This is a genomic window from Pannonibacter sp. CBAS1226 (genome assembly GCF_055685825.1).
In genome coordinates this window covers 69,145-92,698 of the sequence record NZ_JBVOUO010000009.1, presented here as the reverse complement: position 1 = coordinate 92,698, position 23,554 = coordinate 69,145, and the positions used below count along the sequence as shown (strand labels likewise).

Here is a 23,554-nt window from a genome sequence, read left to right as displayed (position 1 = left end):
TCGCACAAGCCCGCAAGCAGACAGGACGCCTTCAGCATGAGCGAACAGATCAAGGCGGCAGTGCATCAGGCGCTGTCGCGCATTCCCGGCCCGGACGGAACCAGTGACATCGTATCGCTTGGCCTCGTGTCCGATGTGTTTGTGTCCGATGGCCGCGTGGCCTTTTCCATCACGGTGCCGGCCGAAAAGGCCCGCCAGCTGGAGCCGCTGCGCCAGGCGGCCGAGACTGCGGTGAAGGCCGTGCCCGGCGTTGAAAAGGCGATGGTGGCGCTGACGGCAGAGCGCACCTCCGGTTCAGCTTCTGCCTCTGCTCCGGCGCCGCAGCCGCACAGCCATGCTCACGGTCACTCTCATGGCCACTCCCATGCCCAGCCGGCTGCTCAGCCGCGCGCGCCGCAGCCGCAAGGCGCAGGGCCTGCCAAGGCAGGCGTGCCGGGCGTGGCGCATATTATTGCCGTGGCTTCCGGCAAGGGCGGCGTCGGCAAGTCCACCACCACGGCCAACCTTGCGCTGGCGATGAAGGCCAATGGCCTGAAGGTTGGCGTGCTGGATGCGGATATTTACGGCCCTTCCGTGCCGCGTCTCTTTGGCGTTTCCGGCCGGCCGGAGCCGGTGAGCGGGCGCATCATCAAGCCGCTGGAGGGTCATGGGCTCAAGGTCATGTCCATCGGCTTCATGGTCGAGGAAGATACGCCGATGATCTGGCGCGGGCCGATGGTCATGTCGGCGCTGACGCAGATGCTGCGGGAAGTGGCCTGGGGCGAGCTGGATGTGCTGGTGGTCGACATGCCCCCCGGTACTGGCGATGCCCAGCTGACCATGGCCCAGCAGGTGCCGCTGTCGGGCGCGGTCATCGTTTCCACGCCGCAGGATCTGGCGCTGATCGACGCGCGCAAGGGGCTGAACATGTTCCGCCGCGTCGATGTGCCGGTGCTCGGCATCATCGAGAACATGAGCTATTTCGTCGCCCCGGATACAGGCAAGCGCTACGACATCTTCGGCCATGGCGGCGCCAAGGCGGAGGCGGAGCGGCTGAACCTGCCGTTCCTTGGCGAAGTGCCGCTCGACATGGACATCCGCATCAACTCCGACGCAGGCACGCCGATTGTTGTGGCAGACCCGCAAGGTGCACATGCCGCCGTCTACCGGGACATTGCCGCGAAGGTCTGGGCCAGTGTGACGGGAGAAACAGGCGAGGTCCGCCGCGCCCCGCCGCGCATCGTCATCGACTGACGCCGTTTTCCGCCTGTGCTGCCGTGCTTCCCGCACTGCGGCACAGGTGGATGGTTGACCTTTGCATATAAAGGCGGGAAAGATTTCCCACGTCTTCCGCTTGTGGCACCTGTTCCGTGCCCGGCGCTCCCGGATCAGGATTGTCACGTGGATCTTCGAGAAAACAGCAAGGCCATCACGGCAATGTTGCTGGCTATGGCTGCATTCCTCACCAATGACGCCGTCGTCAAATTCGTTCATGACGAACTGCCGCTCGGCCAGATCATCGTCATGCGCAGCGTCTTTGCCTGCGTACTGATTTATGCCGCATCGGTTGCCACTGGGGTGCACCGGGAATTCCGGCATCTGGCGCATCCCACCGTGGGCTGGCGGACACTGGGCGAGCTGGGGGCAACCTTCTTCTATCTGCTGGCTCTCATCCATCTGCCGATTGCCAACATCACCGCTGTTCTGCAGTCCCTGCCGCTGCTGGTGACGGCGGCCGCCGCCATCTTCCTCGGTGCGGCGGTCGGCTGGCGGCGCTGGACGGCCATCGGCATCGGCTTTGCCGGTGTGCTGATCATCATCCGGCCCGGTGTCTCCGGCTTCAACGAATGGTCGCTCGTCGCCCTGTGCGGCGTGTTCTGCATGGTGCTGCGCGATCTTTCGACACGGCGGATGCCGCAGGCCATTCCCACCTTCGGCGTCACGCTCGTCACCTGCTTCGGTGTCATGGCGCTGGGCGGGGTAATGGTGCTGTTCGAGGGCTGGCAGCCGATGACGGTCCGCCAGCTCGGCATCATTGCCGCTGGCTCCCTGTTCCTGCTCGCGGGCTATATCTTCATCATCATCGCCATGCGGCTGGGGGATATCGCTGTCGTGTCCCCCTTCCGTTACTCCAGCATTCTCTGGGCCATTCTGATTGGCTACATGGTCTGGAGCGAAGTGCCGGATGCGCTGACGCTGTTTGGCACATCCATCGTGGTGGCAACGGGCGTCTACACCTTCATCCGCGAGCGCAAGCTGGCGCAGCAGGGGCAGGGCTGAACCATGGATGCGGCCGCGAACGCGCAGGTGCAAGGTGCCGGGCAGACGCCCTCCGGCGGGCGCCGTCCTCCGGTGGCAATCCTGATTGCCATCTCCACGATCAGCCCGCTGGCGATGAACATCTATCTGCCGTCCCTGCCGGGCATGATCAAGGCGCTGGAGAGCACGGCCGCAGAGGTGCAGCTCACCATGTCGCTTTATCTGGCGGCGGTGGGCCTGTCGCAGCTTGTGCTGGGGCCCATATCCGACCGCTATGGCCGCCGTCCGGTGGTGGTGACCGGCATGGCCGTCTTTGTGATCGGCACGCTCATCTGCCTGGCGGCGACGACGGTCGAAACCGTCATTTTCGGCCGCATCGTGCAGGCTGCGGGCGGCTGTGCCGGGCTGGTGCTCGGGCGGGCTATCGTGCGCGATCTTTATGAGCGCGAACAGGCCGCCAGCATGATCGGCTACGTCACCATGGGCCTTGCGGTGGGCCCCATGCTCGCCCCCGCCATGGGCGGGGCGCTGGATGGTGTCGCCGGGTGGAAGGGTGGCTTCTATCTGATGCTGGCCATCGGCATCGCGGTCACGCTCGCGGCCTGGGCCTGCCTGCATGAAACTCATCACGACCGCAGCCAGTCCGCCAGCATCACCAGCCTTCTGGCCAGCTACAGGGCGCTGAGCCGGGAGCGGCTGTTCTGGGCCTTCGCCTGCACCTCCATGTTCACCTCGGCGGTCTATTTCGCCTTCCTCGGTGGGGCTCCTTTCATCGCCTCGGAAGTGCTGGAGATGACACCGCTGACCATGGGCCTCTATTTCATGATGGTGGCAGGCGGCTATATCGCGGGCAACGGCCTGTCAGGCCGCTTCGCGGCGCGCATTGGTGTGCTGCGCATGATCACCATCGGCTCGCTGATGCCCGTCGCCACGGTGGTGCTGGCTGCTGCCCTCTTCAGCGCAGGCATCTATCATCCGTTCTCGCTGTTCCTGCCCATGTGCATTCTGGGCCTCGGCAACGGCATCTGCCTGCCCAGTGCCCTGTCCGGCGCCGTCAGTGTGCGCCCGGATCTGGCTGGTGCCGCATCAGGCCTTGCCGGCAGCATGCAGATCGGCCTTGGCGCCGGTGTTTCGGCGCTGGTGGCCTGGATGCTGTCTCAGAGCATGTATCCCGGCACGGTCTGGCCGCTGCTGGTGGTCATGGGCGGCTGTGTGACGCTGACACTCGTGTCCGTCGTCGCCTGCTACCGCAGCGAAGGGGGATAGGGCGGGGACAGACCCCGCTCAGCCGCCGGTGACGCTCATGTGCCGGGAAACAGACGGGCGGTTGGTGCGCCGGTCGATGACGAAATCATGCCCCTTCGGCTTGCGGCCGATGGCCTCATCAATGGTGCGCGACAGAAGCTCATCCCCTTCCGAGGCACGTAAGGGCGCGCGCAGGTCGGCACTGTCGTCCTGTCCGAGGCACATGTAGAGCATGCCCGTGCAGGTGATGCGCACCCGGTTGCAGCTTTCGCAGAAATTATGCGTCATCGGCGTGATGAAGCCGATGCGCCCGCCGGTTTCCTCGATCCGCATGTAGCGGGCCGGGCCGCCGGTCTTGTAGGGAATGCCGGTGAGCGTGAAGCGCTCCGAGAGCCGCGCCCGCACTTCGCTCAAGGGTAGATACTGGTCCGTGCGGTCGCCGTCGATCTCGCCCATGGGCATAGTCTCGATCAGCGTCAGGTCATGGCCTTCGCCATGGGCCCATTCCAGCATCGGGACAATTTCGTCCTCGTTGATGCCCTTCAGCGCCACCATGTTGATCTTGACGGACAGGCCAGCGGCCTTGGCGGCCTTGATGCCTTCCATCACCTTCGGCAGATCGCCCCAGCGGGTGATGGCGCGGAAACGGTCCGTATCCAGCGTATCGACGGAGACATTGAGACGCCGCACGCCTGCGTCCGCCAGTTCGGCGGCATAGCGGGCGAGCTGCGAGCCATTGGTTGTCAGCGTCAGCTCGTCCAGCGCGCCCGACTGCAGATGCCGGGAGAGGGAGCGGATCAGCCCCATGATGCCCTTGCGCACCAGCGGCTCGCCGCCGGTCAGCCGCAGGCGGCGCACGCCCTTGCCGATGAAGGCGCTGCACAGGCGGTCCAGTTCCTCCAGCGACAGCACCTCGCGCTTGGGCAGAAAGGTCATGTCCTCCGCCATGCAATAGACACAGCGGAAATCGCAGCGGTCCGTCACCGAGACGCGCAGATAGGAAATGTCGCGGCCGAACGGGTCGGTCATGCGCGGGAAGGCCGCGGCGTCATTCATCTGTCTCTCCCTCATCAGCAATCTCTGGCCGTGTCTGTGACGATGTTTCGTTCTGTTCGTTGGGGAATAACGTAGTCGGTTTTTTCGCGAGGGCAAGATGGCATCCGGCAATGTGATCTCACAGACGGGGAATGACGTACAAACAACCACTTGATATTTATCCCGGACAGCCTTGCCATGCCCTCTCAGCCACGTGACCGCACGACGATCGTCTGGTTCCGCCAGGACCTGCGCCTTGCCGACAATCCGGCCCTGTTCGAGGCTGCAAAGGCAGGCGCCGTGGTGCCGGTGTTCATTCTGGAAGAACCGAAGGACTGCGGCGAAACCCACCCGATGGGCGGGGCAAGCCGCTGGTGGCTGCATCACGCGCTGGCGGCACTGGGCGAAAGCCTGGGTGGCAGGCTGGTGCTGATGCGCGGATCCGCCGGCAAGGCGCTGGATGCGCTGGTCAAGGAAACGGGGGCTTCTGCCGTTCACTGGAACCGCTGCTACGAGCCGCATGCGATTGCCCGCGACAAGCGGCTGAAGGCGGATCTCATGGCCGCCGGTGTCGAGGTGCGCAGTTTCAACGGCGCGCTGCTGCATGAGCCCTGGGAGCTGGAGACGAAGACCGGCGGCCCCTTCAAGGTCTATTCGCCCTTCTGGCGTGCAGCGCTGGCCAAGCCCGTGGCAGCGCCTTTGCCGGTGCCGGAGGCGCTGGACATTCCGCAGGTCAGCCTGTCTCTCCCGCTTTCAGACTTCGCGCTGCTGCCGGTGAAGCCGGACTGGGCGGCGGGCTGGCTCGATCTCTGGCAGCCGGGCGAAAGGGGCGCGGCAGCGCGGCTTGCGGCTTTTCTGGAGGAAGGGCTCGATGGCTATGGCGAGCTGCGCAACCGGCCGGACCTGCCCAATGTCTCGCGCCTGTCGCCGCATCTGCATTTCGGCGAAATCTCCCCCCGGCAGATCTGGACGGCCACCCGCTTTCACACGGAGCAGCACGGCCACCTGCAGAAGGATGGCGACAAGTTCCTGTCGGAAATCGGCTGGCGGGAGTTCTCCTATCATCTGCTCTACCATTTCCCGCATCTGCCCGAGCGCAACTGGAAGCCCGCCTTCGATGCCTATCCCTGGGCTGAGGATGCTGCGGCGCTGAAGGCCTGGCAGAAGGGGCTGACCGGCTACCCCATGGTGGATGCGGGCATGCGCGAGCTGTGGGCCACCGGCTACATGCACAACCGGGTGCGGATGCTGGTGGCGTCCTTCCTCGTCAAGCATCTGCGCCTGCACTGGCACCATGGCGAGGCCTGGTTCCGTGACACGCTGCTGGATGCGGATCTCGCCAACAACTCCGCCAGCTGGCAGTGGGTGACGGGCAGCGGCGCCGATGCCGCGCCCTATTTCCGCATCTTCAATCCGGTGGGGCAGGGGCAGAAATTCGATCCCGATGGTGCCTATGTGTGCCGCTGGTGCCCGGAGCTGGCCAAGCTGCCGGACGAATTCCTCCACTGCCCGCACGAAGCGCCCGAGCGCATCCTGAAGGCGGCAGGTGTCGTTCTGGGGCGCACCTATCCCCGTCCCATCGTCGACCACACGGCTGCCCGCAATGCGGCACTTTCCGGCTATGATGCTGTGAAGCAGGCGGGGCTTGAAGCGGCGGGGTGAGGCGGTTCAGCAAGTCCGTCCTTCTCCGCAGTCATCCCGGCCAAGCGCAGCGCGTGCCGGGACCGGAGGGCCAGGGTGTACGTTGGGTGAAAGAGGGAAGCGGGCCGAAAGTCCTTGGCTCACCGGTACCGGATCTCGGCTTCGCTCTCGTCCGGTATGACGAAGGAGGGGTTCCATGCGGTCATGCCGCAGCAGGTGCCCCGCCACCAGCCTTGACCTTTATAGCCACAGGGCTATCGTCCGGCGCGAACCGTCATCCATCAGGACAAGCTCGAATGACCGCCGCATGGCCCACCGAACTGCGCCTTTCCAGCGACAAGCGCACCCTTACCGTCAGTTTCGATAATGGCGAGACGCATGCCTTTCCGGCGGAATACCTGCGCGTCTGCTCGCCTTCGGCGGAGGTGCAGGGCCATGGTCCGGGGCAGAAGAAGACCGTGCCGGGCAAGCGCAATGTGCTGATCTATCAGGTGGAGCCGGTCGGCAACTACGCCGTCCGCCTGCATTTCGACGACATGCATGACACCGGCATCTTCACCTGGCCCTACTTCCTTGAGCTCGCCCATGAGGAAGACCGCCACTGGGGCAAATACCTGCGCGAACTCGAAGAAAAAGGCCTCAGCCGCGACCGGTGAGGCCAATCCCCCCTCAGCGCTTCACGACCACCGTCGCGCCGACGCCGACGTTGTCATAGAGGTGCTTCACATCCTCATTGGCCATGCGGATGCAGCCGGAGGAGACGGCGGTGCCGATGGTCCAGGGCTGGTTGGTGCCGTGGATGCGGTAGAGCGTCGAGCCGATGTAGAGCGCCCTTGCGCCCAGCGGGTTGTTCGGCCCGCCTTCCATATGCACCGGCAGGATGCGGCCCTTGGCGCGCTCGCGGGCGCGCATCTGCGGCGGCGGTGTCCAGCCCGGCCATTCGGCCTTGCGGGTGATGCGGTGGGTACCGGCCCACTGCATGCCTTCCAGCCCCACGCCGACGCCATATTTCATGGCCTTGCCGCCTTCCTGCACATGATAGAGGCGGCGCTCGGTGGTATCGACGATGATCGTGCCCGGCTTGTGCGGGCCGTCGTAACGCACGGTTTCACGCTTGATCGGGGACTTGTCGGAACTGTGCAGGCCCGGTCCGTATTCAACCCAGCTCTTGGTTGCCGGGTCAAAAAAACGCCCTGCCTGAGCCGCAGCAGAACTCGCAGCTGCGACGATCATAAAGGCCGCCAGAGCGCCCGTAAATCTTCTCATTTCTGTCCCCTCCGTGCCGGGTTGGCTGGTTCATCACTCCACTCCAGTGATGACGCTATGTCACATCACATTTCCGCGCGCTTAATGCCGCGGCGAAGACATGAGAAAAACATAGAGAAGACTTCAAAGGCATCTGTGCCGCCCGTCACATGCTGGACGGTTGTGCGGACGGGGCTCTCCCGGAACTGAAAAAGGGGCCGCAGGGGCCCCTTTCCCGGTGTCTGTGTGGACGCGCGGCAGGCTCAGGAGTAGAATTCCGGGGCCTTCTTGAAGTTGGCCCAGGCGTCCGGGTCATGGCCGGTGACGACCAGGGCGCCGGTGCGCTCCGCCAGGGTGCGCAGCTTCTGCACCGAACGCACCGTGTCGACGGTGGAGGCAAGGAAGCCCGGCAGCGCCTTCTCTTCCCAGTGATCCACCGTATAGGCGGCGTCAATGGTCAAGAGGATCGGCTTGCTGTTCGGCAAGCGCACGAGGAAGGACTGATGCCCCGGCGCATGGCCCGGCGTGAACACCGTGGTCAGCGTGCCGTCGCCGTAGATGTCGTAATAGTCGTCCTGGGTGCCATTGAGGAACTGCCACTTCAGGCCCGGGCGGTCGAAGTCCTTGCGGATGTAGCCGCCGCCGGCAAACCAGTCCGGCGTGAAGGCATATTCATACTCGCAGCGCTGCACGATGTGCGTGGCGTTGGGGAAGCGGCCGATGGCACCGGTGTGGTCGAGATGCAGGTGCGACTGCACCACGTATTTCACATCTGCCGGATCGAAGCCGAGCGCCTTCACCTGATCGACGCAGCCCTTGTCCTTGTCCAGAACCGGCATGTAGACGTCGCAGATCGAGCCCCAGTGGCCGTAAGGATCGGTCGCCACCTCGATGGCATTGCCGCCGTCAATGATGGTGTGGCCCTGCGGATGGGTGATCAGGAAGAAGGGCACGGGGATCTCGTAATCCGCGCCATTGCCCTGGTTCATCTTGATGTTGTGCACCTTGCATTTCAGGGTGCCGGACTGGAGCATGTACAGTCTGATATCGGTCACGTGGATCCTCCCATGGGTTGTGACTGATTGACAGGAAACGATCAGCGCGGATCAGTAGGCCTCGCGGTAGAGGGCGAGCGCGTCTTCCTCGCGGACTTCGACGGGATTGTTGACCAGAAGGCGCGTCTGCTTCATGGCATCGGCAGCCAGCATGGCGAGGCTGTTGTCCGTGACGCCGACATCGCGCAGACGGCGGGGGGCGCCGCTGGCGTCCATCAGCTTCTCCATATGGGCGACGAAGTCAGCGGAGCGCTTCTCCGCATCGCCCGTGCCTGCAACACCCAGAACATCGGCGAGTTCCGCATAGAGCGGCGCGGCGGCCTTGGCGTTGAAGCGCAGGACCGGTCCGAGCATCAGCGCGTTGGAAAGGCCATGCGGCACGTGATAGTGCCCGCCCAGCGGATAGGCGAGGGCGTGAACGGCGGCCACCGGCGAGTTGGCAAAAGCCTGACCGGCCAGCGTTGCCCCCAGCAGCATGCCTTCGCGCGCGGCGCGGTTGCTGCCGTCTTCGCAGGCGGCAATGAGATTGGCGCCGAGCAGACGCAGCGCCTCGCGGGCAAGCGCATCGGACAGCGGGTTCTTCTTGTGGCGGCTGGTATAGGCCTCGATGGCATGCACCATGGCATCAATGCCCGTCGCTGCCGTATGCACCTTCGGCAGGCCCACTGTCGTTTCCGCATCCAGCAGCACATAGTCGGCGTAAAGCTGCGGGGAGACGACGCCCATCTTGGTGGTCTCGCCCGTGGTGATGATGGAAATGTTGGTCACTTCCGAGCCGGTTCCGGCCGTCGTCGGAACCAGAACCAGAGGCAGGCGGCTGCCCTTGACGTTGCCGATGCCATACATCTCCGGCAGCGGCTGATCGGACTGCAGCAGCACCGCCACCAGCTTGGCAATGTCGAGCGACGAGCCGCCGCCAAGACCCACGACGATGTTGACGCCAGCCTTCCGGGCCTCATCAACGCAGCCATGCACCACATGCTCCGGCGGATCGGCGACCACCTTGTCGAAGATGGTGACGCCGAGCCCGGCGGCCTTGATGTTCTCAGCAATCGGCGCGATCAGCCCGGCCTTCACCAGTCCGGCATCGGTGACCAGCAGCACGTTCTGCGCGGAGAAGCGGGCCTTCAGGATCTCGCCCAGCCGCTGCGCACCGCCCCAGGCCACTTCCATGGCCGGAACCGTCCGGAATTCAAAGGGGGTCATGGTCATCTCGTTTCCTCCATTGCCCCTGACGGCTGCCGGGCAGGCCGGGACATATTTTTGCTTTCAGAATGGTCTTTGCTGCAGCCGGAGCGCCGCAGCGCAGGGCTGAAGATTCAGATTGACCACTTCCTCTTCCCTGTAGTAAGTTCAATATATTGAACCAGTATCAATGTGTTGAACTTATGATGACGGGATGTGCTGAAAATTGTCAAGGCCGTTAAATGCAGCTGCTGAGGCCGTCTCAGACCAGCCCTCCGCCGACACGGTGCCTGCGCTGCGCAGGACCGTGATGGTGATGGACCTCGTTGCAAGCTCCACAACCCCCTTGACCGCAGCCGATATCACCCGCGCCCTGAAGCTGCCGAAGAGCACCGCGCACGGGCTTTTCGCCGTGATGCAGGAGCTGAACCTTCTGGTGAAAAAGCCGGACGGCACATTCCGGCTGGGCCCGCATCCGCTGCGCTGGGCCAACAGTTTCCTGTCGGAACTGGATGTTCTGACCGTCTTCCGCTCCTATTTTGCCAAGGACACGGCCTTTGCCAGCTACACGCTGACCCTGACGGTGCTGGACGGGCAGGAGGTCGTCTATATCGGCTGCCGCAACTCCGACCAGCCGCTGGGCCACACGTTCCGCATCGGCATGCGCCTGCCTGCGCCCTTCACGGCTACGGGCAAGATGCTGCTGTCCGAGCTTTCTCCCGAAGAGTTGCAGCGCCTGTTCGGATCAGGCTTCCCGGAGCCGATGACGCAGCACAGCGTCAAAGACCTTGCCGCCCTGCGGCAGGAGCTGGCCGAAACCGCAGCACGCGGTTACTCGATTGACGACGGGCAGATCCGCGAAGGCATGATCTGCCTTGGCGCCGCCCTGCGCGATCACTCGGGCGAGGCCATCGCGGGCATCGCCATCAGCCTGCTGCGCAGCGAAGCAACGGCGGAAGCCATCGCAGATCTCGGCGAGCGCATCCGCACCACCGCCGCAGACGTCTCCCGCCATCTCGGCCATCACGGCAGGTGAGGGGGAGCCAGCGGCCACATAATTTGGGCTGGCGCGGCTGGGGTAGCCCTGCTGCTGATCGTTTGAAAACCCCTCCATCGTCATCCCGGCCGAGCAGCGCGAGAGCCGGGACCGGTGAGCCGGGGCGCGAGTTGTTTGGCATCAAGACATGGGGCCGATGCACCTTGGCTCACCGGTCCCCGATCTCCGCTTCGCTGCGCCGGGGATGACGATGGCGAGTGTTTGCCAAAAGGTACGGGCGGCCCAATGAGCCGCCCGTTTTCATGCCAGAAATAGTGCCGGTGATCCGGTGGTCCGGATTACCCCAGGTTCAGTTCCTGGAAGAAATCGTTGCCCTTGTCGTCGACGACGATGAAGGCGGGGAAGTCTTCGACTTCGATCTTCCAGATGGCTTCCATGCCGAGTTCCGGATAGGCGACCACTTCCACCTTCTTGATGCAGTCCTGTGCAAGGCGTGCAGCCGGGCCGCCGATGGAGCCGAGGTAGAAACCGCCGTGGGCCTGGCAGGCGCGGCGCACCGCCGGGGAGCGGTTGCCCTTGGCCAGCATCACCATGGAGCCGCCCACGGCCTGGAACTGGTCCACATAGGCATCCATGCGCCCGGCCGTGGTGGGGCCGAAGGAGCCGGAGGGCATGCCTTCCGGGGTCTTGGCGGGGCCGGCGTAATAGATCGGGTGGTTCTTGAAATAGTCCGGCAGCGGCTCGCCCGCTTCCAGCCGCTCGCGCAGCTTGGCATGGGCAAGGTCACGGGCCACGATCAGCGGGCCGGTCAGCGACAGGCGGGTCTTGATCGGGTGGCGCGACAGTTCGGCCAGAATCTCCGGCATCGGACGGGTCAGGTCGATTTTGACCACGTTGTCCGAGAGGTTCTCATCCGTGACTTCCGGCATGTAGGTCTCCGGATGCATCTCCAGCTGCTCAAGGTAGATGCCATCCTTCGTGATCTTGCCGGTGGCCTGACGGTCAGCCGAGCAGGAGACGCCAAGGCCGATGGGCAGCGACGCGCCATGGCGCGGCAGACGGATGACGCGCACGTCGTGGCAGAAATACTTGCCGCCGAACTGGGCGCCGACGCCGGTGGCCTGGGTCAGCTTGTGGATCTCGGCTTCCATTTCAAGGTCACGGAAGGCGTGGCCAAGTTCGGAGCCTTGCGTGGGCAGGTTGTCGAGATAGCGGGCGGAGGCGAGCTTCACGGCCTTGAGGCACATTTCCGCCGATGTGCCGCCGATGACGATGGCAAGGTGATAGGGCGGGCAGGCGGCGGTGCCAAGCGTCAGGATCTTTTCCTTGAGGAAATCGATCATGCGGTCATGGGTCAGCAGCGAGGGCGTGCCTTGGAACAGGAAGGTCTTGTTGGCCGAGCCGCCGCCTTTAGCCATGAACAGGAACTTGTAGGCGTCATCGCCTTCCGCATAGAGCTCGATCTGCGCGGGCATGTTGTTGGAGGTGTTCTTCTCCTGGAACATGGAGATCGGCGCCAGCTGGGAATAGCGCAGGTTGCGCTTGAAATAGGCGTCGCGCGCGCCTTCGCCGAGGGCCTTCTCATCGGAACCGTCGGTCCACACGCGGCGGCCCTTCTTGCCCATGACGATGGCGGTGCCGGTGTCCTGGCACATGGGCAGCACGCCGCCTGCAGCGATGCTGGCGTTCTTCAAGAGGTCGAAGGCAACGAACTTGTCGTTTTCGGTCGCTTCCGGATCATCGAGAATGGCGCGAAGCTGGGCGAGATGGCCCGGGCGCAGATAGTGGTTGATGTCGATGAAGGCCTGCTCTGCCAGAAGGCGCAAGCCCTCGGGCTCCACCATCAGCATCTCCTGGCCGTTGAAGGTGGTGGTGGAGACGTAGTCGGATGTCAGCTTGCGGTAAGGCGTCTTGTCCTCGCCCAGCGGGAACATGGCGCTGTGCTGGTAGTCCGGCGGCGTGACGGGAGCATTCATGGCGGTCTCTCGCATCAGGGTCTTGGAAAACGTCCACCCGTGGGCATGGCCCCGGGCAGCTCTGTCTTTGGCTGGCTCTTCTTTACGGCAAAAGGGCCGGTGGCAACAAGCGCCCCGGCCCCTTCACGCATCGCAATTTTGGATGAGGCTCAGCGCGTGGCGGTGAGGTCGATCGTGACCGCGACGGCGTCCTTCAGATTGTCCTGTCCGACACTGGCGCCGATGCCATAGGCGCTGCGCGACAGGGTGGCCGTGCCCTTGGCAACGGCGGTATCGCCGGTGATGTCGAGGGTGAAGGCCAGCGTTACCGGCTTTTCCTCGCCGCGCAGCGACAGGGTGCCTTCCGCCTCATAGGCGTTGCCGCCCTTGGCCGTGACGGAGGTGGAGGTGAAGCGGGCTTCCGGGAAGGCTTCCGTGGCCAGCCAGTCAGCGCCCGGCAGCATGCCGGCAAACTGGGCATTGGCCATCTGGGCGCTGCCGGTGGCAATGGTGGCCTCGATCTTTGCGGCGGAGACATTCTCCGGGTCGAAGTCGATCTGCGCGGTCCATGTACCGAAGCTGCCGGAGACCGGCGCGCCGCCCTGCTCGACGGTAAAGCCGATGCTGCTGTTGGCCGGATCCACCGTCCACTCGGCGGCATATGCCGCGCCGGACGCGAGGATCAGGCTGGCGGCGGTAAAGGCGGCTGCAAAAGTCTTGCGCATGGGAAGCTCCATGAGGACAGAATGCGGGGCGGTGAGCCTCTGCTCAGCCCCTGACCGGATGGACGATGCGCTTGAGCACGCCGTCCCGGGCGATGAAATGATGCTTGAGGGCCGCGCCGATATGGGCGGCGAGCAGAGCGACGAGCGCCCAGGCAAACAGGCTGTGCAGGGCCTTGAACAGGCCTTCGGCCTCTTCCTTGGTGCCAAGAGCGGCCGGCACCGGCAGATGCGGCACGTTCACGGTGTTGAAGAGAATGGTCGGGATGTTCCAGGGCGACGCGGACACCATCAGCCAGCCGCTGAGCGGAATGGCGAGGATAAGCGCATAGAGCCCGATGTGGCCAAGATGCGCGGCAGCCTTTTCCCAGGCCGCCATGCTGTCCGGCAGGGCCGGGGTGGGGTTCATGAACCGCCAGACAAGCCGCAGCACGGCAAGGGCGAGCACCACGAAGCCGATGGACTTGTGCAGCTGGAAAATGGCGAAGGTCGAAGGATCGGACATCGGCAGGCCATCCATGTAGAGCCCCAGACCGATCATGCCGACGATGAGCACGGCCATGGTCCAGTGGAATGCAATGGCCACCCAGCCGTAGCCTGCGGTGCTGTTGCGTATCATGGAAATTCTCCCTGCAGCATGCGCGCGGGACGGCACGTCACCGCCCCGCGTTTTCAATGCTTACTGAGCGATAGCGGCTTCAGCGTGCAGCACGATGGACACGTCGTCACCCACATACGGGGTGTACATGTCCATGCCGAAGTCCGAACGCTTGATGGTGGTGGTGGCGGCAAAGCCAACCCACGGCTTCTTTTCCATTGGGTGTTCGCCCATGGCGGTCACGGTCACGTCCAGCGTGGCCGGCTTGGTGATGCCCTTGATGGTCAGGTCGCCTTCGATCTGCAGCGTCTGCTCACCGGTCTTGGTCACCCTGGTGCTCTTGAAGGTGGCTTCCGGGAACTGGGCGACATCGAAGAAATCGGCGCTCTTGAAGTGGGTGTCACGGTCAGCCCAGAAGGTGTCGAGGCTGTTGGTGTCGATCGTCATCTCGATCGAGGAATTCTCCGGCTGATCGGCATCGATCATCAGCTTGGCATCCCAGGTGCCGAAACGGCCGTCGGTGGTGGAATAGCCAAGGTGGTTGTAGGAGAACGAGAGGTTGGAATGGCTCTTGTCGAATTCATAGGCCACAGGGGCGGCCAGAACCGGCGCAGTCAGCAGGCCGAGAGCAAGGGCAGAGGCGGCAAGACGGATCATCAGAAATCTCCGAACAGCAAAGTGTCTGAACAGGGCGCTTTGTCGCAGCCCAAAGGACTATGTAATGATTTTTCCGCACTGCACAACTTGACGCACCGTTTCTGATGAATGAACAGTGATCAAATCGAAGCGTGGACAGGTAAAATATTGTTGATCAATTGATCGTCCATGAAACCACTTTTTTCAAGCGGAAAAATGGCAGCTTGACCCGTTTCTCTCCCGGTCCCATATGGGGGCAACAGAGGACGGCCTCTTCACCCGCTCATGGGTGCCTGCATTCCGGGACGGCCCGCAACGAGGTCATCATGTCCTGGATCTATCTGCTATCTGCCGGAATTCTCGAAGTTGTCTGGGCCTTTGCGATGAAGCTGTCAGACGGCTTCACCCGGCCTCTTCCAACCCTCGTCATGATTGTTAGCATGATCGGCTCATTCGCCCTGCTGGCGCTGGCCATGCGCGATCTGCCGCTTGGCACGGCCTACACCATCTGGACCGGGATTGGCGCGGTCGGGGCCTTTGCGCTCGGCGTCGTCATGCTGGGAGAGGTGATCTCGCCTGCGCGTGTGACGGCCGCGCTTCTCATCATCAGCGGTATCGTGCTGATGAAAGTATCCTCCTGATGTGAGGAGCCTTTGGGCCGGAGCATCTGCCCCGGCCCAAAGGCAACTTCAAATCACTTCAGCGCCTGCAGGATCGACACATAATTGGCGACCGCAGCGCCGCCCATGTTGAAGATGCCGCCGACTTCCGCATTCTTCACCTGAATGCCACCGGCTTCCCCGGTCAGCTGCATGGCCGTGAGGACATGCATGGACACGCCGGTGGCGCCGATCGGATGGCCCTTGGCCTTCAGGCCGCCGGACGGGTTGACCGGCAGCTTGCCGTCCATTTCGGTCCAGCCTTCAAGGATGGCACGCGCGCCCTGGCCTTCCGGCGCAAGCCCCATGGCTTCGTATTCGATCAGCTCGGCGATGGTGAAGCAGTCATGGGTCTCAACGAAGGAAAGATCCTCCAGTCCCATCCGCGCCTGCGTCAGCGCCTGCCCCCAGGCATGGCGGCAGCCATCGAACTTCAGGATGTCGCGCTTCGACATGGGCAGATAATCCTGCACATGGGCGAGCGAGCGGAAGGCGACGGCCTTCTTCATGCCGAGTGCTGTGGCCGTATCCGTCAGCACCAGCGCGGCCGCGCCGTCCGAGACGAGCGAGCAGTCCGTGCGCTTCAGCGGGCCCGCCACGAAGGGGTTCTTCTCGCCTTCCGTGCGGCAGAACTCATAGCCGAGGTCCTTGCGCATCTGGGCGTAAGGGTTGTTGACGCCGTTCTTGTGGTTCTTGGCGGCAATGCGGGCGAGTGCGTCCGACTGGTCGCCGTGGCGCTGGAAATAGGTCTCGGCGATCTTGCCGAAGACACCGGCAAAGCCTGCGGGAATGTCACCTTCTTCCGGCAGATAGGAGGCCTTCAGCAGGTTGCGGCCGATTTCCGGCCCCGGCGTCGTGGTCATCTGTTCGACGCCCACCACAAGCACGAAACGGGCTGCGCCCGAGCTGACGGCGCGCACGCCCTGATGCACGGCGGAAGAGCCTGTGGCGCAGGCGTTCTCGACGCGGGTTGCCGGGGTGAAGCGCAGGGCAGGGTCTGCCTGCAGCACCAGCGAGGCGGTGAAATCCTGCGGGGAGAAGCCCGCGTTGAAGTGGCCGAGGTAGATCTCGCCGATATCCTTCGGCTCAAGCCCGGCGTCGCTGATGGCATCAACAGCCACCTTGACGATCATGCTCTCGACGGTTTCCTCCGCGTGCCGCCCAAAAGGCAGGTGCGCCCATCCAACGATTGCCGCTGTCATTCCGGGATCCTCCACTGGCATCCGGCAGCTCCGGGCTGCGGATGTCCTTTCCTGTCACGGGACAAAGCCTCAATTGACTTTAACGTAACATATGCCGGTCCCGCGCCGCATGGCCAGCGGGTTTTGCCTCCTCTGTTTGGGGGAGTGGCCGGCACCGTCAGAACCCGGTCGCGGGCGGAAAATGTATCTGAACTGTTCCCCAGGTCATACGCCTGTCATCAAAAGCCCCGATAAGAGCGTCATTCCATACGTAAAAATTACTTAAAGTGTTGCCGAAAGTTTTGAGGCCGGGCCCTGACGGGTCCGGCCTTTTTATTCGTAAGGCTGGTGGCGAGCCAGACCGGTTGCCAGCCCTGTGGCCAAATGGTATCTGCGGCCTGACTGCGTCCCGGTGATGGCTTTGCGCAAGCCCCGGCGGAGCGTTCCTTCTGCGCGCAAGTGAGGCTGGCAAATCCGATGACTGCTGCGGTCGAAATTCCCGGAACTGTCACGATCTGCGTCACCAGCTGCGGGCGGCTGGATCTGCTGGCCGAGACGCTTGCCTCCTTCCGCCGCTTCAACACGGGCGGTACCTTTCTGATCCATGAGGATTCCCGGGACGAAGCCATCATCGATGAGGTTCGCCGGACCTATCCTTGGGCGGAGGTCATCTCCAGCCCCGAGCGCATGGGCCTGATGGCCTCCATCGACAGGCTCTATTCGACGGCCACAACGCCCTATATCTTCCATCTGGAAGATGACTGGCAATTCGATGGCCCGGTCAACTGGGAAGCTGCGATCCGCGCATTGGAGACCCATCCGGAAATCGCCAATGTGTCGCTGCGCGCCTATGACGAGATCAAGGAAAAGTTCCGGGAAAAGTCCGATCCGCTGACGGTGGAGGGCGTTGATTTCCGCCTGATGCGGGCCGATGCCCATCCCGAATTTTTCGGCTGGTCCAGCAATCCGGGGCTGATCACCAAGGCGCTGTACGAGTCCTATGCGCCCTTCGCCCAGCATTTTCATGACAAGATGTCGGCCGTCATCAAGCAGGACGGCAAGCGCGTTGCCTATCTGCTGCCGGGTGTTGCGCGCCACATCGGCCAGAAGCGCAATGTCACTGACCCGACGATGCCTCCGCGGCCGAAAAGCAAGCTCGGCAAGCTGATGCGCTCCATCCGCAAGAAGCTCTATTACGCGGGCCTGCGCAAGGATCCGTTCTGACGCGGGCGCAAGAGCCGGAACGGCGGGTTAGTCGGTCTTCACGTGATTGGAGATGAAGCGTGACAGACGCAGGCGCATGCCCTTCAGGAATGTGCCCTTCTTGGTCCGCTTCACGTTGTAGAAGTAGCGGTGCCGGTAGCCGAAGTCCTGATGCTCGCAGACGAATGTCCCGTAAAGCTCGTATTCCGAGAAGTGGTCTGCCCTGTCCTTCACCAGGGACTGGAGCGCTTCCAGCCAGGGCTGGTTGAAGCGCTGCTCAATGTGAGCCTGCAGGGCGGCCATGGCCCCGCGCCGGAAAATCATCGTGTGCGCCACCAGTGACCAGGGAAACTGTTTCGGGCGGCCGAGGGCTTTCTCGACAAAACTGTTCCAGCCAGGGTTTTCATCGTCGGCCGTGAACAGCCAGTAGTGTCCTTCGGCGCTGATATAGCTGGCCGGGCGGTTGATGAAGGTGTCCGCATCCAGAACGATGCAGCTTTCTGAACGGATGTAGGACGGCCAGCTGAGCTTGATGATCTGCTGGGTGATCCAGCCGCTGCGTTTCTTGCCCGCACTGTCGGTGAAGCCGTGTGCGGAGAAGTCTGCGGGCAGCACCTGCGCTTCCGGGATGATGCGTACCGGGCAACCGTCCACCGAGAAGCCTTCCAGCTCAGCGCAGGCTTTCGCCGTGCCAACAAGGACGAGCTCATCAACAGGCTGTACGAGGTTTTTCAGCGTCGTGCCGATATGCTCGCGGAAGAAGGGCAGGTCCTTTTCATGCAAGGGGATCAGCAGCGTGCTGGCAAAGGGAGAGGGCTTGTCGCCGCGCAGGAACCAGATCAGCACATAGTTGCACAGATTATGCCGCAGCCTGCGGAAGCGTCTGAGAAATGCGCCTTGCATCATGTGCCTGCCGTCCTGTCACTCGGAGGGGTGCCCTCTCGCGGGCTTCGCCGTGAGGGCCTGTTTATCCATCCCGCTTGATCCGATCAAACTTTTCCGCAATACCTCGCAGCCGGGCAGCCCGTGACGCAGTGCTTCCGGCTTGCGTCTGTCCGCCTGCTTTCAAGCCCGTTTCTCCGGTCTGGTGGTTGCATGTCCGACGTTCCTGCCCCGATCTCCGTCCTGATCCGCTGCTTCAACGAAGGAGACCGTATCGGCCGCACCTTGCAGAGCGTGCAGGGCCTGGGGCGGGAAATCGTCGTCATCGACTCCGGCTCGACCGATGACACGGTGGCGGTCTGCGAGTCTTTCGGGGCGCGGGTGATCAGCAATCCGTGGGCCGGCTTCGGGCCGCAGCGGAGCTTTGGTGAAAAGCAGTGCCGCAGTGACTGGGTCTTCTACATCGATGCCGATGAAGTGGTGACGCCGGAGCTGCGGCAGGAGATTGTTGGCCTGTTCCGGAACGGGGAACCGCAGCACGCCTGCTATCTGGTGCGCAACACCATGGTTCTGCCGGGCGATGAGCGGCCGCGCCCCTTTGCCGACTACCGCAAGGTGCCCCGGCTCTACAATCTGAAACACGCCCGCATCCGGCTGGAGCCGTCCTATGACCGGATGGATGTGGATGAAGGCTTCACCACCGGCATCCTGAAGGGCCGCCAGCATCACTTCTCGTTCCGCACCTGGGGCCACGCGATTGCCAAGCTGAACTACACGTCAGATCTTGCGGCTGCCACGCAGAAGAAAAAGAACGGGCTGCTGCTGCGCCTGCGTCTCGTCACCGAATTTCCGGTCGAGATGCTGAAGTACCTGATCATGCGGCGCTTCATCTTCGCAGGCTGGAAGGGCTATGCCTTTGCGACGATCCAGTCCTTTGGCCGGTTCGTGCGCATCCTCAAGATGCTCGACAAGCAGCGGTCCTCCAACTGAGCAGGGCTTGAGCAATTTCAAGGTTTGATGCTGGGCATCTCAGCGCCTTCGCATGAGGACGTGCCTAGCCAATGGCGTTTTCTGTCAGCGAACCCGCGCCCTGCTGCTGGGAACCATCCAGCTGGGCGTGGACCTGCTGCTGCCCCTGTCCTGCCGGTGAGGCCTTGTTGCGGTCCGTGTTCGAAGGCGCGGAAGTTGCACCAGACGCAGGATCTGCGAACAGCACCTCCTGACGCCGCACGCGGATGGGCTGGCGCAGGCCGGTCAGCCGGTCGAACTGCGACAGGCGCTTGATGGTCGTTTCCGTCAGCTGGTGCCCGCGCGACAGAACCAGTTCATGGCTGCCGTCGGTGATGATGTCGTCGATCAGAATGTCGCCCGGACGCAGGGCCCGGATATGACAGGCAACGGTCTGGAAGCGCTCCGAGAGGTCCTTGTCCGTTAGCAGGCAGGCTCTGACGACCTTCAGCAGCGCCGGATCATATTGCCGCCGGTTGATGCTCAATGCTTCAAAGGCAGCCAGATCCACGCCCGTGTCCGGGCAGGCGTACCACAGGTCGATCAGGATCTTCAAAATGCGCGAATGCAGCGGAATGTCCTTGCCGGTCGGACCATCCGTGGGAAAGCCCGAGCCGTCAAAGCCTCTGCCCGAGTAATACAGCACCTCGGCAATCCGCTCGAACTGCGGAATGTTGCGTAAAAGATCCCGGCTCTGTTCCGGGGCACGGGCCAGCAGTTCACGCTGAGGGTCCGTCAGCGTCTTGGCCGAGCGGTAGCGGGACAGGATTTCCCGTGGCAGCAGGGCCTCGCCGAGCGGCGAGAACATGACGGCCATCTCCAGTTCCCAGACCTTCTTGAGCCCGAGCGCCTTGGCCACCTTCAGCGCCTGCTGGCGCATGACGGTCGTCTTGCGGAAGGCGTCCGTGTGGAACAGGGCCAGCATGTCGATCAGCAGCTTCACCGAACCGGAGAGCGTCTTCTCCAGCAGGCTTTTCTCCTTGACCACCCGGTTGTGATAGGCAAGGCCGGAGCGGATGGCGTTTTCGATCTCGTCGGCCGGGCATGGCTTCAGCAGATGCATGAGGACATTCGCCTCATTGACCGCACGCCGGGCGACTTCCAGAGACCGGTCAGCCGTCAGCATGATGCGGGCCGCGACAGGCGCAAAATCGGTGACGGACTTCAGAAACTCGACGCCGTCGATGTCGGGCAGATTCAGACTGGAAATGACGACGGCGACAGACGGGTTGCGCTCGATCCAGGCGACCGCCTCGACGGCGCTGCGGGCCGTAACGATCTGGAACTTGCTGCCAAGCAGCTGCTGAAACGCTGTCAGCACCTTGACGTCCGCATCGACAACAAGAATAAGCTTCTGTGTCTCCGCCATGCTCCAATCTCCATGCGCCGGGCAGGAGCTCCGGATGGGGTTGCGCTCCAAGCTGATTCCCGCCGATCGTGCTCCTGACATCAGCAAGCAGCCTTATTTGCTAATAAAACCCTGTTTGCTGCAAATTTTTAGGGGTAACCAAAGGGAAAAGTGAATCTTTTTCGTAAACTTGTCCTGTCCCGCAAGGTTTTGGTTCGAAAAATCAGGGTAAACTGGTAAAATGACGGATGTGGTAATCGTAGGGTCTGGCCCTGCGGGTTTGGCGGCTGCGGATAAGCTTTCGGCGGCCGGGCATAAAGTAATGATCCTCGACCGTATGGCCTCACCTGCGCGCAAGTTTTTGCTGGCCGGCCGGGGCGGGCTGAATCTGACCCATTCCGAAGACATCGGGATCTTTCTGGAACGCTACGGCAGCGGCCGTTCCTTTCTTGAGCCTTTGATCCACCGGTTTGACCCTCAGGCGCTGCGCCGCTTTGCCGAAGATCTGGGGCAGGAAACCTTTGTAGGCTCCAGCGGCCGTGTGTTTCCGAAGGCGATGAAGGCCTCGCCGCTGCTGCGTGCCTGGCTCGCACGGCTGGAGAAGCAGGGCGTCACATTCCGTCTGCGTCAAACCTGGGAGGGGCAGGACGCTGAAGGCCGCAACCTCTTCCGCGCACAGGACGGTTCACTGGAAGCTCTGCCTGCCCGTGCCACGCTTCTGGCGCTGGGCGGCGGCAGCTGGCCCCGCCTTGGCTCGCGCGGGGACTGGCTCTCCGTGCTGGAAGGCTGGGGTGTGGATGTGGCGCCGCTGCGCCCGTCCAATTGCGGCTTCCTGTGCGGCTGGTCGCCTTTCTTTGCGGAGCGTTTTGCCGGCCAGCCGCTGAAGCGTATCGAACTGGCCCATGGAGATATCCGCCAGCGCGGAGAGGCGATGATCAGCCGCACGGGCATCGAAGGCGGCGCGGTCTATGCCCTGTCCGCTCCCCTGCGTGAGGCGATCGCCAGCGAAGGGGAGACTGTGCTCTCCATCGACCTGCGCCCGGACATGGACGTGGCAACGCTCGCCAGCCGCCTGTCGAGGCCGCGGGCCAAGCAGTCGCTTTCCACCTTCCTGCGCAAGTCCGCGGGGCTGTTGCCTGTGGAAGTGGCGCTCCTGCGGGAATCCCTCACGCCTCAGGATGGTTCGCCAGAGGCGCTTGCCGCCGCCATCAAGCAGGTGCAGCTGAAGCTGACGGGTACGAGCGGCATGGAGCGGGCGATTTCGACGGCAGGCGGCATCCGGCTTGAGGCACTGGATGACGGCCTGATGCTGCGCCAGCGTCCCGGCGTCTTTGCGGCCGGTGAAATGCTCGATTGGGAAGCGCCCACCGGCGGCTACCTGCTGCAGGCCTGCTTTGCGACGGGCATGGTGGCGGCCGATGGCATTCTGGCTTATCTGGCTGCCGGAAAGGCTTCTGCATGACGGTCATCTACATCGATGCGGATGCCTGCCCGGTGAAGGAAGAGGTGGTGCGCGTTGGAGAACGGCATGGCCTGCGGATGATCTTTGTCTCCAACGCCTTCATGCGTCTGCCGGAGAGCGAACTGGTGCAGCGGGTGGTCGTGTCCGAGGGGCTGGATGTCGCTGATGACTGGATCGCGGAACGCGCCGCCCCCGGTGATGTTGTGGTAACGGCCGATGTGCCGCTGGCAGCCCGCTGTGTGAAGGCGGGAGCCAGCGTGCTCGGTCCTTCGGGCAAGCCGTTCCGGGATGTGGGCCTTGCGCTGGCCATGCGGGACCTGAGAACGCATCTGCGCGAGATTGGCGAAATCCGGGAAAGCGGCCCGTCCTTCTCCCGGCAGGACCGGTCCCGCTTTCTGCAGGCGCTGGAAAGCGCCGTGCGCGGCGCCTTGAGAGCAGCACCGGGCGGCCAGTCCTGAAAGACATAGCGCATTGAAAAAAGCCCCCGTCCTGAAGGACGAGGGCTGATTGGGCTGGCGGGAGCTTGCCAGACAGTGTTCTGGGCAAACCGGAAGCCGGTTCTCACGCCTCCTGACGGCGCAGAGGGCCTGCAATAAGGCCACCCTTTTCGAAATTTGAAGTCAAAAGGTCTGGTGCCGGGACGGCGGACCGTCCAGGCCAAAGGTCTGCTGAAAACAACGATGCCTACTGGCAGAAAACGTAGCGGCCCGAATAGCTGCGGAAATAACCGGTTCTCGGATCAAACGAGCGGTACCGCGACGAGCAGTACTGATACCAGGCCGGGCTCCAGGGCGCAGGGCGGTAATGGACCGGTGCCGGCTGCTGGTAATAGACGCGGGGCGCCGGACGGTGATGGTAGACCGGTGGCGGCGGCGGGGCCATGTAGACCGGTGCAGGATATCGCGGCGCAGACAGCGCCGAGCCGATGAGCGCCCCGGCAGCAAGTCCGCCGACAATGGCAGCCCCTGTTTCCCAGCCATGACCGTGATGGCGGTGGTGATGGCGGCGGCCTGCCTCCGCCGTAGACACGGCTGCAAGCACGACGGCTGCCGACAGAAGCGACGCTGACGCTATTCTGGTAGCCCGGTTCAACATGGCGAAGCCTCCTTCTCCGGAACATTCTGCCTTGCTGGCCGGGCCAGACTGGCAGTGCTGCCTTGAGTTCATGGTGACAACGTAGCCGAAGCCGTGTTGTTCCACTGTGATGGCGGTCACGTTACAGAATGGTAAGGTTCAACAGGTTTGTGGCAGGAGATGGG

At 63.2% G+C, this 23,554-nt stretch carries 23 protein-coding genes; 11 read left to right on the top strand and 12 right to left on the bottom strand.

The features are described 5' to 3' along the window. Positions 1–36 precede the first annotated feature (36 nt). The 3 genes from AC0CMF_RS20985 to AC0CMF_RS20975 all read left to right on the top strand — a co-directional run bounded on the left by AC0CMF_RS20985 (position 37) and on the right by AC0CMF_RS20975 (position 3,504). A complete protein-coding gene (locus AC0CMF_RS20985) occupies positions 37–1,233 on the top strand; it encodes an Mrp/NBP35 family ATP-binding protein (protein WP_058897916.1) in 1,197 nt (398 codons plus the stop codon). Between the two features lie 147 nt (positions 1,234–1,380). Then, positions 1,381–2,259, top strand: coding sequence for a DMT family transporter (locus AC0CMF_RS20980; protein WP_374629732.1), 879 nt, complete (start codon positions 1,381–1,383; stop codon positions 2,257–2,259). A 3-nt stretch (positions 2,260–2,262) separates the two neighbouring features. Next, positions 2,263–3,504 (top strand): multidrug effflux MFS transporter, encoded by a 1,242-nt coding sequence (locus AC0CMF_RS20975; RefSeq protein ID WP_123193577.1) that lies wholly within the window; start codon positions 2,263–2,265, stop codon positions 3,502–3,504. An 18-nt stretch (positions 3,505–3,522) separates the two neighbouring features. Here AC0CMF_RS20975 and moaA read toward each other — a convergent pair whose 3' ends face one another. Next, positions 3,523–4,539 carry a GTP 3',8-cyclase MoaA gene (moaA, locus tag AC0CMF_RS20970; protein ID WP_374629733.1) on the bottom strand — a complete coding sequence of 339 codons (1,017 nt, stop codon included), beginning with the start codon at positions 4,537–4,539 and terminating at the stop codon, positions 3,523–3,525. Between the two features lie 177 nt (positions 4,540–4,716). Between moaA and AC0CMF_RS20965 the strand changes: the two genes are divergently transcribed. Continuing rightward, positions 4,717–6,180 (top strand): cryptochrome/photolyase family protein, encoded by a 1,464-nt coding sequence (locus tag AC0CMF_RS20965; protein WP_374629734.1) that lies wholly within the window; start codon positions 4,717–4,719, stop codon positions 6,178–6,180. A 275-nt stretch (positions 6,181–6,455) separates the two neighbouring features. Then, entirely contained in the window at positions 6,456–6,815 is a 360-nt protein-coding gene (locus AC0CMF_RS20960) for a gamma-butyrobetaine hydroxylase family protein (protein ID WP_050472094.1), read from the top strand. Positions 6,816–6,828: 13 nt separating this feature from the next. Here AC0CMF_RS20960 and AC0CMF_RS20955 read toward each other — a convergent pair whose 3' ends face one another. The 3 genes from AC0CMF_RS20955 to AC0CMF_RS20945 all read right to left on the bottom strand — a co-directional run bounded on the left by AC0CMF_RS20955 (position 6,829) and on the right by AC0CMF_RS20945 (position 9,671). Next, a complete protein-coding gene (locus tag AC0CMF_RS20955) occupies positions 6,829–7,425 on the bottom strand; it encodes a L,D-transpeptidase (RefSeq protein ID WP_050472093.1) in 597 nt (198 codons plus the stop codon). A gap of 242 nt (positions 7,426–7,667) precedes the next feature. Continuing rightward, positions 7,668–8,459 (bottom strand): AttM family quorum-quenching N-acyl homoserine lactonase, encoded by a 792-nt coding sequence (gene attM / locus AC0CMF_RS20950; protein ID WP_082675846.1) that lies wholly within the window; start codon positions 8,457–8,459, stop codon positions 7,668–7,670. 51 nt (positions 8,460–8,510) lie between these two features. Continuing rightward, the gene (locus AC0CMF_RS20945; protein WP_374629735.1) at positions 8,511–9,671 is read right to left on the bottom strand and encodes an iron-containing alcohol dehydrogenase; all 1,161 of its coding nucleotides are present in this window, start codon (positions 9,669–9,671) and stop codon (positions 8,511–8,513) included. A gap of 259 nt (positions 9,672–9,930) precedes the next feature. On the opposite strand from AC0CMF_RS20945, the gene AC0CMF_RS20940 reads away from it, so the two are divergent. Beyond that, complete coding sequence (locus tag AC0CMF_RS20940; protein WP_374629780.1) at positions 9,931–10,680, top strand: IclR family transcriptional regulator; 750 nt, start codon at positions 9,931–9,933, stop codon at positions 10,678–10,680. Between the two features lie 299 nt (positions 10,681–10,979). Here the strand turns inward: AC0CMF_RS20940 and AC0CMF_RS20935 are convergent, their stop codons facing one another. The 4 genes from AC0CMF_RS20935 to AC0CMF_RS20920 all read right to left on the bottom strand — a co-directional run bounded on the left by AC0CMF_RS20935 (position 10,980) and on the right by AC0CMF_RS20920 (position 14,573). Beyond that, complete coding sequence (locus AC0CMF_RS20935) at positions 10,980–12,575, bottom strand: fumarate hydratase (protein WP_371328552.1); 1,596 nt, start codon at positions 12,573–12,575, stop codon at positions 10,980–10,982. A 191-nt stretch (positions 12,576–12,766) separates the two neighbouring features. Then, positions 12,767–13,321 carry a YceI family protein gene (locus tag AC0CMF_RS20930; protein ID WP_208991417.1) on the bottom strand — a complete coding sequence of 185 codons (555 nt, stop codon included), beginning with the start codon at positions 13,319–13,321 and terminating at the stop codon, positions 12,767–12,769. Positions 13,322–13,364: 43 nt separating this feature from the next. Continuing rightward, positions 13,365–13,937 (bottom strand): cytochrome b, encoded by a 573-nt coding sequence (locus AC0CMF_RS20925; protein ID WP_374629736.1) that lies wholly within the window; start codon positions 13,935–13,937, stop codon positions 13,365–13,367. Positions 13,938–13,997: 60 nt separating this feature from the next. After that, positions 13,998–14,573, bottom strand: a complete 576-nt coding sequence (locus AC0CMF_RS20920; RefSeq protein WP_374629737.1) for a YceI family protein — start codon at positions 14,571–14,573, stop codon at positions 13,998–14,000. A 305-nt stretch (positions 14,574–14,878) separates the two neighbouring features. Here AC0CMF_RS20920 and AC0CMF_RS20915 point away from each other — a divergent pair, with 305 nt between their 5' ends. Continuing rightward, positions 14,879–15,193, top strand: coding sequence for a DMT family transporter (locus AC0CMF_RS20915; RefSeq protein ID WP_123193583.1), 315 nt, complete (start codon positions 14,879–14,881; stop codon positions 15,191–15,193). A gap of 53 nt (positions 15,194–15,246) precedes the next feature. Here AC0CMF_RS20915 and AC0CMF_RS20910 read toward each other — a convergent pair whose 3' ends face one another. Then, the gene (locus AC0CMF_RS20910; RefSeq protein WP_058897908.1) at positions 15,247–16,413 is read right to left on the bottom strand and encodes an acetyl-CoA acetyltransferase; all 1,167 of its coding nucleotides are present in this window, start codon (positions 16,411–16,413) and stop codon (positions 15,247–15,249) included. Positions 16,414–16,869: 456 nt separating this feature from the next. Between AC0CMF_RS20910 and AC0CMF_RS20905 the strand changes: the two genes are divergently transcribed. Next, positions 16,870–17,616 (top strand): glycosyltransferase, encoded by a 747-nt coding sequence (locus tag AC0CMF_RS20905; protein WP_374629738.1) that lies wholly within the window; start codon positions 16,870–16,872, stop codon positions 17,614–17,616. 27 nt (positions 17,617–17,643) lie between these two features. Here the strand turns inward: AC0CMF_RS20905 and AC0CMF_RS20900 are convergent, their stop codons facing one another. Continuing rightward, a complete protein-coding gene (locus AC0CMF_RS20900) occupies positions 17,644–18,501 on the bottom strand; it encodes a DUF6492 family protein (protein ID WP_058897906.1) in 858 nt (285 codons plus the stop codon). A gap of 189 nt (positions 18,502–18,690) precedes the next feature. Here AC0CMF_RS20900 and AC0CMF_RS20895 point away from each other — a divergent pair, with 189 nt between their 5' ends. Then, a complete protein-coding gene (locus AC0CMF_RS20895) occupies positions 18,691–19,467 on the top strand; it encodes a glycosyltransferase family 2 protein (RefSeq protein WP_058897905.1) in 777 nt (258 codons plus the stop codon). 64 nt (positions 19,468–19,531) lie between these two features. On the opposite strand, the gene AC0CMF_RS20890 is transcribed toward AC0CMF_RS20895, so the two are convergent. Then, positions 19,532–20,854: an HD domain-containing phosphohydrolase gene (locus AC0CMF_RS20890; protein WP_058897904.1), complete on the bottom strand. Its 1,323-nt coding sequence runs from the start codon at positions 20,852–20,854 to the stop codon at positions 19,532–19,534. Between the two features lie 220 nt (positions 20,855–21,074). Here AC0CMF_RS20890 and AC0CMF_RS20885 point away from each other — a divergent pair, with 220 nt between their 5' ends. Further along, positions 21,075–22,295, top strand: coding sequence for a BaiN/RdsA family NAD(P)/FAD-dependent oxidoreductase (locus AC0CMF_RS20885; protein WP_374629739.1), 1,221 nt, complete (start codon positions 21,075–21,077; stop codon positions 22,293–22,295). After that, the gene (locus AC0CMF_RS20880) at positions 22,292–22,753 is read left to right on the top strand and encodes a YaiI/YqxD family protein (protein WP_050472078.1); all 462 of its coding nucleotides are present in this window, start codon (positions 22,292–22,294) and stop codon (positions 22,751–22,753) included. Before AC0CMF_RS20885 ends, AC0CMF_RS20880 begins: the two co-directional genes overlap by 4 nt. 226 nt (positions 22,754–22,979) lie before the next feature. Here the strand turns inward: AC0CMF_RS20880 and AC0CMF_RS20875 are convergent, their stop codons facing one another. Next, a complete protein-coding gene (locus tag AC0CMF_RS20875) occupies positions 22,980–23,390 on the bottom strand; it encodes a BA14K family protein (RefSeq protein ID WP_094462381.1) in 411 nt (136 codons plus the stop codon). Positions 23,391–23,554 lie beyond the last annotated feature (164 nt).

What these genes read in the sequence shown, in the direction of transcription:
- AC0CMF_RS20985 (WP_058897916.1), top strand. Translation starts at nt 37, where the DNA reads ATGAGCGAACAGATCAAGGCGGCAGTGCATCAGGCGCTGTCGCGCATT.
- AC0CMF_RS20975 (WP_123193577.1), top strand. Translation starts at nt 2,263, where the DNA reads ATGGATGCGGCCGCGAACGCGCAGGTGCAAGGTGCCGGGCAGACGCCC.
- moaA (WP_374629733.1), bottom strand. Translation starts at nt 4,539, where the DNA reads ATGAATGACGCCGCGGCCTTCCCGCGCATGACCGACCCGTTCGGCCGC.
- AC0CMF_RS20965 (WP_374629734.1), top strand. Translation starts at nt 4,717, where the DNA reads ATGCCCTCTCAGCCACGTGACCGCACGACGATCGTCTGGTTCCGCCAG.
- AC0CMF_RS20960 (WP_050472094.1), top strand. Translation starts at nt 6,456, where the DNA reads ATGACCGCCGCATGGCCCACCGAACTGCGCCTTTCCAGCGACAAGCGC.
- AC0CMF_RS20955 (WP_050472093.1), bottom strand. Translation starts at nt 7,425, where the DNA reads ATGAGAAGATTTACGGGCGCTCTGGCGGCCTTTATGATCGTCGCAGCT.
- AC0CMF_RS20945 (WP_374629735.1), bottom strand. Translation starts at nt 9,671, where the DNA reads ATGACCATGACCCCCTTTGAATTCCGGACGGTTCCGGCCATGGAAGTG.
- AC0CMF_RS20935 (WP_371328552.1), bottom strand. Translation starts at nt 12,575, where the DNA reads ATGTTCCCGCTGGGCGAGGACAAGACGCCTTACCGCAAGCTGACATCC.
- AC0CMF_RS20930 (WP_208991417.1), bottom strand. Translation starts at nt 13,321, where the DNA reads ATGCGCAAGACTTTTGCAGCCGCCTTTACCGCCGCCAGCCTGATCCTC.
- AC0CMF_RS20925 (WP_374629736.1), bottom strand. Translation starts at nt 13,937, where the DNA reads ATGATACGCAACAGCACCGCAGGCTACGGCTGGGTGGCCATTGCATTC.
- AC0CMF_RS20920 (WP_374629737.1), bottom strand. Translation starts at nt 14,573, where the DNA reads ATGATCCGTCTTGCCGCCTCTGCCCTTGCTCTCGGCCTGCTGACTGCG.
- AC0CMF_RS20915 (WP_123193583.1), top strand. Translation starts at nt 14,879, where the DNA reads ATGTCCTGGATCTATCTGCTATCTGCCGGAATTCTCGAAGTTGTCTGG.
- AC0CMF_RS20910 (WP_058897908.1), bottom strand. Translation starts at nt 16,413, where the DNA reads ATGACAGCGGCAATCGTTGGATGGGCGCACCTGCCTTTTGGGCGGCAC.
- AC0CMF_RS20905 (WP_374629738.1), top strand. Translation starts at nt 16,870, where the DNA reads ATGACTGCTGCGGTCGAAATTCCCGGAACTGTCACGATCTGCGTCACC.
- AC0CMF_RS20900 (WP_058897906.1), bottom strand. Translation starts at nt 18,501, where the DNA reads ATGATGCAAGGCGCATTTCTCAGACGCTTCCGCAGGCTGCGGCATAAT.
- AC0CMF_RS20895 (WP_058897905.1), top strand. Translation starts at nt 18,691, where the DNA reads ATGTCCGACGTTCCTGCCCCGATCTCCGTCCTGATCCGCTGCTTCAAC.
- AC0CMF_RS20890 (WP_058897904.1), bottom strand. Translation starts at nt 20,854, where the DNA reads ATGGCGGAGACACAGAAGCTTATTCTTGTTGTCGATGCGGACGTCAAG.
- AC0CMF_RS20885 (WP_374629739.1), top strand. Translation starts at nt 21,075, where the DNA reads ATGACGGATGTGGTAATCGTAGGGTCTGGCCCTGCGGGTTTGGCGGCT.
- AC0CMF_RS20880 (WP_050472078.1), top strand. Translation starts at nt 22,292, where the DNA reads ATGACGGTCATCTACATCGATGCGGATGCCTGCCCGGTGAAGGAAGAG.
- AC0CMF_RS20875 (WP_094462381.1), bottom strand. Translation starts at nt 23,390, where the DNA reads ATGTTGAACCGGGCTACCAGAATAGCGTCAGCGTCGCTTCTGTCGGCA.